A 12,253-nucleotide genomic window follows, 5' to 3' on the forward strand; every position below is an offset into this window, starting at 1 on the left:
TTGAGATTGAAAAATAAAGTTAGTTAGTAAAAATCTTCCATTCAAACAGGAATGGAAGATTTTTGATAATAAAACATTTAATGAATGAATAAAATAGTAGTATTACAATATATAAAAAAGGAGAAAAATAAAATGGGAAAAATCAAAGTGGAATTTGAGTTGGAAGAGATAAGTGATTTAAAAAATTTAATTAAAAGCAGAATTAATGAGTTGAGAATTAAAATGTCAAATGATCCAGATAAAGAAGAAGAATTAAAACAAATTATAAGAAGCTATAAGCGAATTATAAATAGTATAGAGGACCAAATTAAATAACATGATTTCAGGAGGTAAAATACTTATGAATTTTGTAGAAAAGACTATAGGCAAAAAAAGTATATATGAAGGTAAAATCATTAATTTGAACTTGCTTAAAGTAAAATTGCCAAATGGAAAGGAAAGTAATAGGGAGATAGTTAATCATCCCGGAGGTGTAGCCATCTTAACTTATAAAGATCAGGATACTCTAATTATGGTGGAGCAATTTAGAAAACCATTTGAAAGGATGGTTTTAGAAATACCAGCAGGAAAATTAGAAAAAGGTGAAGATCCAGAAACTTGTGGAAAAAGGGAATTAGAAGAGGAAACAGGTTATAAGTCAAAAAATTTTAATTATCTTGGAAAGATAATCACAAGTCCAGGTTTCTGTGACGAAATTATATATATATATGAAGCCAGAGACCTATACAAAGGCAGGGATGATATAGGAGATGAAGATGAATTTATAAATTTAAAGGAAATAAAAATAGACAGGATAAAGGATATGATAAAATCAGGTGATATAGAAGATGCAAAAACAGTAAGCTCATTTATGTTCATATAATATAGTCATATAACTCTTTTGTTCATCATAAATATAAAAAGAGATTAACAAAAGGGGGATGAATTATGCTGAATGGCAAAGTAACTGAGTTAATAAATAAACACGTTCAAGATAACTTTTGGCTGTATGTAATAAGTCTTCTATGTGTTTGTACAGGTATAGTACTTGGAGTATATAGTGTAAGATATATGGGAGGATTTGAAAAAAGTGATTTATTGAGTTATTTAAATAGTTTTAAAAATAGTATAGACAACAGTAGTATAAATTATAAATCTATATTTATGGAAACATTAAAGATAAATGTTCCTATGCTTGTAGCTATATGGTTTCTTGGACTTACTATGATTGGTATACCTGTTATATTGATAATAGATGTTTTAAAGGGATTTACTATTGGCTTTGCTTCAAGTTTTATAATAGGAGAAATGGGTATGAAAGGTATATGGTTTGATTTGCTGGGAATATTCCCACAAAATATAATATATATACCATGTATAATATTTTCATCTGTACTTGCTATGGAGTTTTCTCTTACTATGTTCAGGGATAGATCTAATAATCAGTGGAAATCACATATACTACTTAAGTTGACATCCTATTCTATAACCTTTGTATTTGTAATAGGTATAATGTGTATAGGATTTATATTAGAAGTGTATTTAACTCCAAATATGGTGAAATTAATTGTACTGAATGGGACTGCATTATTATGATAGATAGACAGTATAATTTACGATTTTTAATAACTATTTTCAAGTGCTTCTTTTTACTCCTTTTATTTGGAATATTTTTGCCGAAAATTTTAGATTATATAATATATTATTTTGTAGTAAAACCAAATGTATATGAAAATAGTATATTTGTATACAATATATTTAACAAAAATCATAATATACTGTATAATTATATTATGATTTTTAGTCAATTTTTGAAGTTTTGAAGAGTGGTGGTAGATTTGAACAGTATTTTACTTAATTATGTTTATGCATTACAAAAAAAACAGGTATCTAAAAATACATTAGATGCATATGTAAGGGATATAAGCAAATTTTGTGATTTTATAAAAAATAGGGATGAGAATATAAAAGACATAGAAGTTGTATCTGTAATGGCCTATGTTCAATATCTGCAGAAAGAAGGAAAAGCTGTTTCTTCTATAATTAGAAATATAGTATCACTCAGAAGTTTTTACAAATATCTTATGCTCAAAGGTGTGGTGGATGAAAATCCAGTATTATATTATGACATGCCAAAGGTTAAACATACTATACCTAAAATACTTACTATAGATGAAGTGGATAAATTATTGGATTCACCTGATCTTAGCAAGGATAAGGGGATAAGGGATAAGGCAATGCTTGAAACTATGTATGCATCAGGCATGAAGGTTATGGAGCTTTTGAGTTTAACTATATATGATATAAATTTGAAACTTTCTTATATTAAATGCAGAAATTCCAGAAATCAGGAAAGAATAATACCTATAGGTTCTATAGCAGTTAAGTATTTAAAAAAATATTTAAATGTACGTAATAGATTAAATACATATAATTTGGATTTTCTATTTTTAAATTTAAGAGGAGTACAGATGAGTAGACAAGGGTTTTGGAAAATAGTAAAATATTATGCCGAGAAATCAGATATAGATAAAAATATAAATGCGTTTACACTTAGACACTCTTTTGCAGTACATTTATTGCAAAATGGGGCTGACATACGATCTGTTCAAGAACTTTTAGGGCATAAAGATTTATCTGCTACTGAAATATATGAATCTATTCTAAAGAAAAATAAAATAGCGGAAGTTTATAAAAAAGCTCATCCAAGGGCATAAAACAAATAAAAGGATTAAAGTACTTCTCTTTATAAAAGAGGGGTATATTTTTTTGTCCAAATTATAAAAATTCTAAATAATTCATTATCATGAATAAATAACTCATTAAATTGAGAATAATAAACTTAGAATTATTGTGTTTTTCAAAGTACATATGAAGGGAGAGAAAAATCAATGATAAAAACACAAAAGAAGATTATAAGTAAATTATTATGTGTATTTTTCATATTATCGATTTGCATTACGTATACGTGTAATACCAAAGCCTATGAAGTATCTTCAAAACATATATATAATTCACAAGACAATGAAAATTTAACTGTAGATGCAAAGTCTGCTCTACTTATGGAACCTACATCTGGAAAAGTAATATTTGAAAAAAATTCTCATGAAAAACTTGAACCGGCTTCTGTTACCAAAATAATGACTATGCTTCTTACTATGGAAGCTGTGGACTCAGGAAAAATAAGCTTGAAAGATAAGGTAACCATAAGTGAAAATGCTAAAAAAATGGGTGGAAGTTCAATGCTCCTAGATACTGGGGAAGTAAGAACTGTTGAAGAACTTATAAAGGGAATTGGTATAGCTTCCGGAAACGATGCAGCAGTTGCCATGGCTGAATATTTAGGAGGAAGTGAGCAGGCCTTTGTAGGATTGATGAATAAAAGAGCACAGGAACTTTGCATGAAGGATACTAGTTTTAAAAACTGCACTGGACTAAATGCTCCTGGCCATATGACTTCCGCTTATGACATATCCATAATGTCAAGAGAACTTCTTAAACATCCACAAATATTGAAGTATACGGGAACATATATGGAAACTATATCAGAAGGAAGAAAAAGTCCAATAGAATTAGTCAATCACAACAAGTTGGTTAGATTTTTCAAGGGTTGTGACGGTCTGAAAACAGGATTTACTGATGCAGCTAAATACTGTATATCTGCTACATCTACAAGAGATAATGTTAGAATGTTAGCTGTTATAATGGGTTCTCCAAGCTATAAAATAAGAAATAAAGACGCAAGTATGTTAATGAATTATGGATTTTCAAAATATAAGTCTATAAAATCAATTACTAAGGGAAAAGCAGTACAAAAGATAAATTTAAATAAAAAAGGAGACAAATTTTTCTATGCAATAGCAAAAGATGATTTTAATGTCATAGTTGAAAAAAATAGCAAAGACAAAATTACCTATAATTGCATTTTGAATAAAAATAAAAAGAAGTACAAAAAAGGTGAAAATATAGGATATTGTAATATATATACAAACGGAAAATTGGTTGGAAAAGTAGATGTTTGCACTGATAGAGATGTTAAATCACCAGGAATTTTAAAAAATTTGAAAAATAATTTTTCTGATATTATAAATAAAGGAGTTTGACATGAATCGACTATTTAAAGTTATATAAATTATAAATAAAATTCTTATTAAAGTTATATAAATTATAAATAAAATTCTTATTTATAAGTATGTAATGGTATAATAAAGGCAGAAATTTACCTATAAGGTGATTTTTCTGCCTTTATTATAATATGGAGAGATAAATTTGGATATATTAAGCGGATTTAATGATGAAGAGTTATATATTGTAAATTCAATAGAACGTATATGCAGAATTAAAGATATAAAATCATATGTAGTAGGTGGAGCAGTTAGGGATATATTGCTTCATGTCAATGTAAAAGATATAGACATATGTTTAAATGAGGATCCTATAGTTGTTTTAAAAAGTTTAGGAGGAGTGCATAAATTCAAATATTATGATGAATTTCAAACGGCTTCCATAATATTCAATAATGGAATAAGTATAGATCTTATAAGATGTAGAAAAGAAGTTTATTTAAAGCCGGGTATGCTCCCAAAAATTATTCCATCTGATATAAAAGATGATCTTTATAGAAGAGATTTTACTGTAAATGCATTGGCATATGATTTGTCAGATCATAAACTAATAGATCCTTATGGGGGAAATAGTGATATAGAGAAAAAATTGATAAAGAAAGTACATAAAAACAGTTACATGGAGGACCCTACTAGAATATTTAGAGCAATTAAATATAGTATACGATATGGATTTTACTTATATGATGTTAATGAAATAATGAACTGCATATGTAATAAAGCACTTCAGAGTATAAGTACAGATCGTTTAGTAAGAGAAATATATTTATTATGTAAAGAAGAGAACTGGAAGAATGCTTATTTGTTATTTGAAAAGTTTCATATATTTAAATTAAATTGTGGCCTTATTGGAAAAATTAATTTGAATACAGACTATAATGACATAAATATCAGAGTCCTAAATTTATACTATTCACTTAGAGATAAAAAGCAAGGTAATATCTTAACATATAACTCTATTTTGGATACAAGAGTAAAGAAGGCTTTAATTTATATAAGAGAAAATTATCATTCTATTAAGAGCATTGAAGATAATATTTTAGATAACTATGAAATCTTTAAAGTCTTCCAAGGTATTCATAGCTATGTTTTAATATATTTAAGCTGGAATTTTAAATTGGCTTATAAAATATACAACTATATGTATAATTTACAATCATGTAAATTGTGCTTAAATGGGAATAAGGTAAAGTCATTAGGTGTTAAAAATGGAAAGTGTATTGGAATAATACTAAAACATAGTATGAAAATACGATTAAATACAGGTATAGAAAAAGAACTTGATCCGGAGGAAATAAAAAATGCTCTTAAATATAAAGATAGAAAATTTTGAAGGACCTTTTGATTTGCTTCTTCATCTCATCAGAAAAAACAAAATGGACGTATACGATGTAAAGATTCATGATATAACAAATCAATATTTAGAGTACATACATACCATAAAACAGTTGGATTTAGAATTGACCTCTGAATTTATTGTAATGGCATCTACACTTTTAGAGATAAAGTCAAAAATGCTTCTTCCAAAACAATCAATTGATACTGAAGATGAAAAGGAATCTGAAGATCCAAGAAAAGAATTGGTAAAAAAGTTGGTGGAATATAAAAAGTTTAAAAGTGCAGCGGAATTTCTAAAAAAAAGGGAAAAAAAAGTAGGAAGGAATTTTAATAAAAAGCCTGAAATAATAGTTAGAAACAAAGAAGATTTGAAGCCAGAAGAATTTTTAAAAGGTTTGACTATGATGAAATTATATAATATTTATTCTAAACTTATGGATATATATATGGAAAAAACAAATAGAGAAAATAAGTTTGGAGGAAAAATATCCAGGGATAAATTTAAAATAGAAGACAAGATGAAATACATAATAGATAACATAAACATTGGACAATCCCTTGCATTTTCCAATATTTTAAAAAAGTGCTCATATAAAATTGAAAAGGCAGTTACTTTTGTTGCACTTTTAGAACTTATAAAAATTGGAACAGTAAAAGTAGTTCAAAGAGAAAATTTTAAAGAAATATATGTAGAGAGGTTAGAAGAGAATGATAAATCAAATTATGATGGACATAAATAATAATAGTAAATATTTTTCAGTAATTGAATCACTCCTTTTTGTATCTGGTGAACCTGTAAAGATAAATCAAATTGCTGGAATTATAGAATGTAGTTTGAATTTTACAAAAGAAGTAATGAATGAAATGATGAAGAATTATGATAGTTCTGATAGAGGAATAAAGATTATGAATTTAGATGACAAATATAGTTTAGTTACTAAATCAGAAAATAGTGATTATGTAGAAAAACTGCTTGGTATAAATTCCAGACAATCACTTTCACAGGCATCCATTGAAGCACTTTCTATAATTGCATATAAGCAGCCTATAACTAGAGTGGACATAGATGAAATAAGAGGGGTTAAAAGTGACAGGGCAATTTATAATTTATTGGAAAAGAAACTTATAAAAGAAAGTGGAAGATTAAATGTTCCGGGAAGACCAATATTATATAGTACAACTGAGGAGTTTCTAAGGTATTTTGGACTTGAGAATATAGAGGTATTGCCTGACTTGAGCTGATTTGTACAGTTGAAAATAGAAATTTAATTATTTATACTATAATTATAAGCAATAAATGAAAGGATACTGATACTTATGGATAAAAATTTAAAATGGGTAAATGGACAGAGAATAAAAAGAACAATAGAAAATTTGAAAAAAAATAATATGGAAGCATATTTAGTTAAAGATGAAAAGGAAGCTGTTAATAAGGTCAAATCTTTTATAAAAGATGGAGAAATTATAGCTGTAGGAGGTTCTATGACACTTTTTGAAACTGGCGTAATAGATATGTTAAAGAGCGGAAACTACAATTTTTTGGATAGATACAAAGAAGGATTAAATCGAAAAGATATGAAAGATATTTATAGGAGAAGTCTATTAAGTGACACATATATAGTGAGCAGTAATGCAATAACTGAAAGTGGAGAATTATACAATGTGGATGGAAACGGAAATAGAGTGGCTGCCATGATATATGGGCCGGAACAGGTTTTGGTAGTAGCTGGATTGAATAAAATAGTCAAAGATATAGATGCTGCAGTGGAGAGAACTAAATATTTTGCAGCTCCTGCTAATACGAAACGATTGAATGTAGGTACTCCCTGTACTCAGTCTGGATATTGTGTAGAGTGTAAATCAGATAACAGAATTTGTAATGATTATGTTCTAATAAAAAGACAAAATGTAAAAGGAAGAATAAAAGTTATTATTGTAGATAAAAATCTAGGATATTAAAATCCTGTTAAAGTAAATACTTACTTTAACAAGATTTAAAAACATATAGTTAAAGTCTTAAGTAGCTATTACCATCTAGAGGAATAAGAAGCTGTAGATTAGAAGGTTCTGAAGCATTCCCAACAGTGTAGATACTATAAAATCTATTAGGAGTTAATCTGATATTTGGAACATATATAAGTCGATTTCCGGTATTGCTGTCTGTAACATTAAATGTATATGTGTTAGGATCTAAATCAACATAATCAGTAACTCCTCTATAAGGTATATTACTGAATAAAGTTCTTCCGTTTTGAATAGACAGGTTCAAGTTTGATGAATCTTGAGATAGATTTACAAACTTAACCAGAGCTTTATGTGGAAGTTTAGGCCTTATTTCATCTTCTATTGGAAGTATATTTATATTTGGATAAGTACCTATAACAGCAGTAGTCCAGATTTTTTCTGGAGGTATAAATATAGCCCTGTTAAAGACAGCGTTACTTGTAGTACCAGAAGGAAAAATTGTAACATTGTACGTTCCTGATGGTAAAGGTATATAGTCAGAAAATGCTTTAAAATTTAAGTTCCTATATAAAAGTCTGTTATTTAAATATACATCTAATGCAGGAGAATTTGTACTTGCATTTAAAATTCTCATATATGATATTGGATTCTGTATTCTATAAAAATTGCTATAAAATGAATAAGGAGAAATAAACATTACAGGCCACCTTTTATTTAATTTATTCACATTATAATATATGCTTAAATAGGTAACTGTGATACAATTATAAGGAATAAATCATCATTTAAACATATAATTTCCTAAATTATATAGGTTTAAGGATATAGGTATTTTACTTGTAATTATGTAATCCATAGGGTATTCACCATCCCAGGGATATACGGATATATACTGCTGGTTATATACATTGACTAGTAACTTTTGCTGTTTGAATATTAATAGTATTTTATAAGCTGGTTTTGCAGGAAGTTTATTTGGCCTGCTTATAAAATTTTTTCCATTAAGAGATTTAAACATAGTTGCTATGTCTGTAATAGTATCAGCATCCAACTGTTTTTCTCTGTAAAAATTGGTCTCGGTTATAATACATTTTGAAGGTCTTTCAGAACTTAATGATTCTAATAATATACTTGTATAGTAAAATTGGTTAGGTTTTTTTGAGTTTAATTTAATAATATTTAAGCTGTTGCTGCATCCAACCAGCATAAGGGATACAGCAACTATCATAATAGAACATAATAATAGTTTTTTCATTTTATCACCTTGATATCAGATTACTGTTATAAATAAAAATATGTTTAAGTACCATATTTTATTACAGTTACAAAAGTTTAAGTATAAATAATATTTATTATAGACAGTTTATAAATGATTTCATTGAAATATATTAATAAAATAGGAAGTGAATACTTTGGAGAAAAAATTAATTCCAAAAAAAGATATCCAAGTTAGGCTTAGAAGAATAGAGGGACAGATAAAGGGAATAGAAAAGATGATTGAAGGAGAAAATTGCTGTAAAGATGTACTAATACAGGTTGCAGCAGTTAGAGCTGCTATAAATAAAGTTGGTGGATTATTGCTTCAAAATTATGCTAAAACTTGTTTCTTAACAGAATATGATAAAAGATCAGAAGAAAAGAAAATAGAAGAGCTTGTATCAACACTTACTATGTTTTTGAAATAGATTTATTTCTAAGATTTAGAGTTTGGCTTAATTAGTCTAAATCTTAGAATTATGAGATTTTGATCTATGTCTAAGCGCTCTTATTCTATCTAAATGTAGTTTCCTTTTAAACAGTATAATTGCTTTTGATATTGAGGATACAGAAAAGACTCCTACTGCAATTGTACCAGCTATTCCAATAGTATTGATTCCTGTAGCTAAAGATTTATCTATATTTCCCTGTACGGTTTCAAACATAGTGTTGTACATTCCACTTCCAGGCACTAGAGGAATTATAGCACCTATTATAAATGTAGTTACTGGTGTTTTAAATACACGTGCCATTGTTTCAGAATAAATTGCACCTACTAGAGATGCAGAAAAATAAGATAGTATACTGGATAAATTTAAATATGAGGATACAAATAAATATATAAACCAGGTTATGCCCCCTCCTACAGAAGCAAAAATCAATTTTTTTCCTCTAGCATTTGAAAGTACAGCAAAACAAAAGGTTGCTATTAGTGCATATATAGAATTTATTATCATAAACTAAAACCTCCTGTAATTAGCCATAATCTCATTACTATTCCTGTGCCAACTGCAATGGCTACGGCTACAAGCAAAGCTTCTACCCCACCTAAAACTCCAGATAGCAAATCTCCTGCAATAGTATCCCTTATAGAGTTTGTTATAGCAACGCCAGGTACTAAAAGCATAATGGATCCTATTATTACTGTATCTGTATGTATAGATAAATTTAATTTTGTACTAACTAAAGCTATAAGTGCTGCAATAGCACCACAAATTATATTTATAAAAAATTCATTTGCCTGCAGATAACTTAAAGTTGAAGATACTAATTTTATTAAGCAACCTATAATAAATGAAATAGCAAAGTCTCTTATATTGCCACCAAATACAAGACAAAAAAATCCAGAAGCTCCTCCAGAGGAAAATATATTTAATTTATAACTATATGTCTTCAAACTGTCAATTTTCTGTAACTTTTTATATATGTCTTCTAAAGTATAACCAGAATCTTTTATATGTCTGGAAATGTTATTTACTCTAGATATTTTTTCTAAATTTTGGCTGCTGCGTTTTACCCTTTTTATAAGAGATACTGTTTCACTATAATTACTCTCTGCAGATATTATTATTACGTTTATAGTTACGTAGGCATCTACTTTCAATATACCGCAGGAATTACATATCCTGGTTATAGTCTCTTCTACCCTATATATTTCTGCACCGCTTTCTAAAAGTATTTTTCCTGCATAAGCAGCTATATTTATCGTACGATTAATATCCATAAGTAGAATGCTCCTTAATTAAAATGGCAATATAAATTCACAATTATTATAGTATAAGTTAAGATTATTTGCTATAATTAATTATAAATTATTAGAGCATTTTTTATATTAGCAAAATAATTGATTATAATTTACATAAGCTGTATAATAATTAGCATATAATAATAGATGTGTAATTTCTGCACTAGAATACCGAGGAGGAATAAAAATGGATTTTAAAAATCTACAAGATACAGATAAACAGGTATATGATATAGTAGAGGAAGAGAGAGTTAGACAAGAAGATGGCATAGAATTAATTGCTTCTGAAAATTTCACAAGTCAATCAGTTATGGAAGCAATGGGTTCTTATCTAACTAATAAATATGCTGAAGGATATCCCGGAAAGAGATATTATGGAGGCTGCTATGTAGTAGATAAAGTAGAAGATATTGCCAGAGATAGATTGAAAAAATTATTTGGCGCAGAGCATGTAAATGTACAACCTCATTCAGGTTCACAGGCAAATATGGCAGTATACATGTCAGTATTAAAATTAGGTGATACTGTTCTTGGAATGAGTTTGAGTGATGGTGGACATTTAACCCATGGAAGCAAAGTAAGTTTTTCAGGAAAATTGTATAATTTTATTTCTTATGGAGTAAAAAAGGATACTGAAACTATTGACTATGATGAAATGAGAAAACTTGCATTAGAATATAAGCCTAAGATGATAGTATCAGGAGCCAGTGCTTATCCTAGAGAAATAGATTTCAAGAAAATAAGAGAAATATGTGATGAAGTAGGAGCTTATATGATGGTAGATATTGCTCACATAGCAGGATTAGTTGCAGCAGGCAAACATATTTCTCCAGTACCATATGCTGATTTTGTAACAACTACTACACATAAAACCCTAAGAGGTCCAAGAGGCGGAGCAATAATGTGCAAGGAGAAGTATGCAAAGGCACTTGATAAGACTATATTTCCTGGAATTCAAGGTGGACCACTTATGCATATAATTGCTGGTAAAGCTGTGTGCTTTGGAGAGGCACTTACAGATGAATACAAGCAGTACATAAATCAGGTAGTAAAAAATGCAAAGGTGTTGGCGGATGAGCTTAAAAAATATGGATTTAGACTTGTAAGCGGTGGAACTGACAATCATCTTATATTAATTGATTTTACCAATAAAAACATGACTGGAAAAGAAGCAGAGAAATTATTAGAAAACGCAGGGATAACAGTAAATAAGAATGCTATACCTTTTGATAAATTGGGACCTAATGTTACAAGTGGGATTAGAATAGGTACACCTGCAGCAACAACTAGAGGCTTTAAAGAGGAAGAAATGAAAAAGATAGCTTATTTCATTAATTATATAGTTGAAAATAGGGATAAGGATCTTTCAGGATTAAGGGAAGAAGTAAGAGAACTTTGCAATAGATTTCCTATATATAAATAAATTATGTTGATACAGTAAGAAAGGATGCCGAAGTTATTCGGCGTCCTTTCTTATTTTCATCTGAATAAATTTACGATATATTTCATATAATTTATAAATTTATAAATTAACGGAGGTATGTTTATGATAAAAATGGGAAGTCTAGTTGAAGTAGAAAAAATATATATAGAAAATAGAAATGATGTAAAAATATTATTTAGGGGTATATGCATAACTGATTGCAATGTTGGAGAATATGTTAGTGTAAGGACAATGTCAGGTCACTTGGTTAAGGGAATTGTATATAAGGATATGCATTTTTCGGGAAACGTTCATCATTTATCTAAAAAGGCCAAGGAAATTTTACAAATTAAAAGTTTTTAGTCTTATTTTTCAGTAGTTATTCCCCAATATGAGTATATATGATATAATATATGCGAATAA

The 12,253-nt window shown here is 28.3% G+C and carries 16 protein-coding genes; 12 read left to right on the forward strand and 4 right to left on the reverse strand.

Annotation, left to right across the window (positions count from 1 at the left end; all coding sequences use genetic code 11):
• Window positions 1–132: 132 nt before the first annotated feature.
• The 9 genes from J418_RS0102115 (at window position 133) to J418_RS0102155 (ending at window position 7,400) form a co-directional block, all read left to right on the forward strand.
• Window positions 133–315 (forward strand): hypothetical protein, encoded by a 183-nt coding sequence (locus J418_RS0102115; protein ID WP_017750749.1) that lies wholly within the window; start codon window positions 133–135, stop codon window positions 313–315.
• Between the two features lie 25 nt (window positions 316–340).
• Window positions 341–862: an NUDIX hydrolase gene (locus J418_RS0102120; RefSeq protein WP_017750748.1), complete on the forward strand. Its 522-nt coding sequence runs from the start codon at window positions 341–343 to the stop codon at window positions 860–862.
• A gap of 65 nt (window positions 863–927) precedes the next feature.
• Window positions 928–1,575, forward strand: a complete 648-nt coding sequence (gene spoIIM, locus J418_RS0102125; protein WP_017750747.1) for a stage II sporulation protein M — start codon at window positions 928–930, stop codon at window positions 1,573–1,575.
• Window positions 1,576–1,817: 242 nt separating this feature from the next.
• Entirely contained in the window at window positions 1,818–2,696 is an 879-nt protein-coding gene (xerD, locus tag J418_RS0102130; protein ID WP_017750746.1) for a site-specific tyrosine recombinase XerD, read from the forward strand.
• A gap of 174 nt (window positions 2,697–2,870) precedes the next feature.
• The gene (locus J418_RS0102135) at window positions 2,871–4,082 is read left to right on the forward strand and encodes a D-alanyl-D-alanine carboxypeptidase family protein (RefSeq protein WP_017750745.1); all 1,212 of its coding nucleotides are present in this window, start codon (window positions 2,871–2,873) and stop codon (window positions 4,080–4,082) included.
• Window positions 4,083–4,248: 166 nt separating this feature from the next.
• The gene (locus J418_RS0102140) at window positions 4,249–5,436 is read left to right on the forward strand and encodes a tRNA nucleotidyltransferase/poly(A) polymerase family protein (protein WP_017894703.1); all 1,188 of its coding nucleotides are present in this window, start codon (window positions 4,249–4,251) and stop codon (window positions 5,434–5,436) included.
• On the forward strand, window positions 5,405–6,181 hold the full coding sequence (locus J418_RS0102145) for a segregation/condensation protein A (protein WP_017894704.1): 777 nt from the start codon (window positions 5,405–5,407) through the stop codon (window positions 6,179–6,181). Before J418_RS0102140 ends, J418_RS0102145 begins: the two co-directional genes overlap by 32 nt.
• Window positions 6,150–6,683: an SMC-Scp complex subunit ScpB gene (scpB, locus tag J418_RS0102150; RefSeq protein WP_017894705.1), complete on the forward strand. Its 534-nt coding sequence runs from the start codon at window positions 6,150–6,152 to the stop codon at window positions 6,681–6,683. Before J418_RS0102145 ends, scpB begins: the two co-directional genes overlap by 32 nt.
• A 75-nt stretch (window positions 6,684–6,758) precedes the next feature.
• Window positions 6,759–7,400 carry a lactate utilization protein gene (locus J418_RS0102155; RefSeq protein ID WP_017894706.1) on the forward strand — a complete coding sequence of 214 codons (642 nt, stop codon included), beginning with the start codon at window positions 6,759–6,761 and terminating at the stop codon, window positions 7,398–7,400.
• A gap of 49 nt (window positions 7,401–7,449) precedes the next feature.
• On the opposite strand, the gene J418_RS0102160 is transcribed toward J418_RS0102155, so the two are convergent.
• Both J418_RS0102160 and J418_RS0102165 read right to left on the reverse strand, forming a co-directional pair.
• Entirely contained in the window at window positions 7,450–8,103 is a 654-nt protein-coding gene (locus J418_RS0102160; RefSeq protein WP_017750740.1) for a DUF4397 domain-containing protein, read from the reverse strand.
• Between the two features lie 84 nt (window positions 8,104–8,187).
• On the reverse strand, window positions 8,188–8,661 hold the full coding sequence (locus J418_RS0102165; RefSeq protein WP_017750739.1) for a DUF4883 family protein: 474 nt from the start codon (window positions 8,659–8,661) through the stop codon (window positions 8,188–8,190).
• Window positions 8,662–8,818: 157 nt separating this feature from the next.
• Here J418_RS0102165 and J418_RS0102170 point away from each other — a divergent pair, with 157 nt between their 5' ends.
• Window positions 8,819–9,091, forward strand: a complete 273-nt coding sequence (locus J418_RS0102170; RefSeq protein WP_017750738.1) for a metal-sensitive transcriptional regulator — start codon at window positions 8,819–8,821, stop codon at window positions 9,089–9,091.
• A 36-nt stretch (window positions 9,092–9,127) separates the two neighbouring features.
• Here the strand turns inward: J418_RS0102170 and J418_RS0102175 are convergent, their stop codons facing one another.
• Both J418_RS0102175 and J418_RS0102180 read right to left on the reverse strand, forming a co-directional pair.
• Window positions 9,128–9,619, reverse strand: a complete 492-nt coding sequence (locus J418_RS0102175; RefSeq protein ID WP_017750737.1) for a threonine/serine exporter family protein — start codon at window positions 9,617–9,619, stop codon at window positions 9,128–9,130.
• Window positions 9,616–10,386: a threonine/serine exporter family protein gene (locus J418_RS0102180; RefSeq protein WP_017750736.1), complete on the reverse strand. Its 771-nt coding sequence runs from the start codon at window positions 10,384–10,386 to the stop codon at window positions 9,616–9,618. The genes J418_RS0102175 and J418_RS0102180 overlap by 4 nt, the downstream gene beginning before the upstream one ends.
• Window positions 10,387–10,594: 208 nt before the next feature.
• Here J418_RS0102180 and glyA point away from each other — a divergent pair, with 208 nt between their 5' ends.
• Together glyA and J418_RS0102190 are read left to right on the forward strand one after the other, a co-directional pair.
• A complete protein-coding gene (gene glyA, locus J418_RS0102185) occupies window positions 10,595–11,830 on the forward strand; it encodes a serine hydroxymethyltransferase (RefSeq protein ID WP_017750735.1) in 1,236 nt (411 codons plus the stop codon).
• Between the two features lie 123 nt (window positions 11,831–11,953).
• Window positions 11,954–12,193, forward strand: coding sequence for a hypothetical protein (locus J418_RS0102190; protein WP_017750734.1), 240 nt, complete (start codon window positions 11,954–11,956; stop codon window positions 12,191–12,193).
• The last annotated feature ends 60 nt before the right edge of the window (window positions 12,194–12,253 follow it).

The organism is Clostridium tyrobutyricum DSM 2637 = ATCC 25755 = JCM 11008 (assembly GCF_000359585.1).
Classification (GTDB): domain Bacteria; phylum Bacillota; class Clostridia; order Clostridiales; family Clostridiaceae; genus Clostridium_B; species Clostridium_B tyrobutyricum.

Coding starts and splice junctions, on each gene's coding strand:
- glyA (WP_017750735.1), top strand. CDS start 10,595: ATGGATTTTAAAAATCTACAAGATACAGATAAACAGGTATATGATATA.
- J418_RS0102135 (WP_017750745.1), top strand. CDS start 2,871: ATGATAAAAACACAAAAGAAGATTATAAGTAAATTATTATGTGTATTT.
- J418_RS0102175 (WP_017750737.1), bottom strand. CDS start 9,619: ATGATAATAAATTCTATATATGCACTAATAGCAACCTTTTGTTTTGCT.
- J418_RS0102145 (WP_017894704.1), top strand. CDS start 5,405: ATGCTCTTAAATATAAAGATAGAAAATTTTGAAGGACCTTTTGATTTG.
- J418_RS0102180 (WP_017750736.1), bottom strand. CDS start 10,386: ATGGATATTAATCGTACGATAAATATAGCTGCTTATGCAGGAAAAATA.
- J418_RS0102115 (WP_017750749.1), top strand. CDS start 133: ATGGGAAAAATCAAAGTGGAATTTGAGTTGGAAGAGATAAGTGATTTA.
- J418_RS0102120 (WP_017750748.1), top strand. CDS start 341: ATGAATTTTGTAGAAAAGACTATAGGCAAAAAAAGTATATATGAAGGT.
- J418_RS0102155 (WP_017894706.1), top strand. CDS start 6,759: ATGGATAAAAATTTAAAATGGGTAAATGGACAGAGAATAAAAAGAACA.
- J418_RS0102160 (WP_017750740.1), bottom strand. CDS start 8,103: ATGTTTATTTCTCCTTATTCATTTTATAGCAATTTTTATAGAATACAG.
- J418_RS0102165 (WP_017750739.1), bottom strand. CDS start 8,661: ATGAAAAAACTATTATTATGTTCTATTATGATAGTTGCTGTATCCCTT.
- J418_RS0102190 (WP_017750734.1), top strand. CDS start 11,954: ATGATAAAAATGGGAAGTCTAGTTGAAGTAGAAAAAATATATATAGAA.
- scpB (WP_017894705.1), top strand. CDS start 6,150: ATGATAAATCAAATTATGATGGACATAAATAATAATAGTAAATATTTT.
- spoIIM (WP_017750747.1), top strand. CDS start 928: ATGCTGAATGGCAAAGTAACTGAGTTAATAAATAAACACGTTCAAGAT.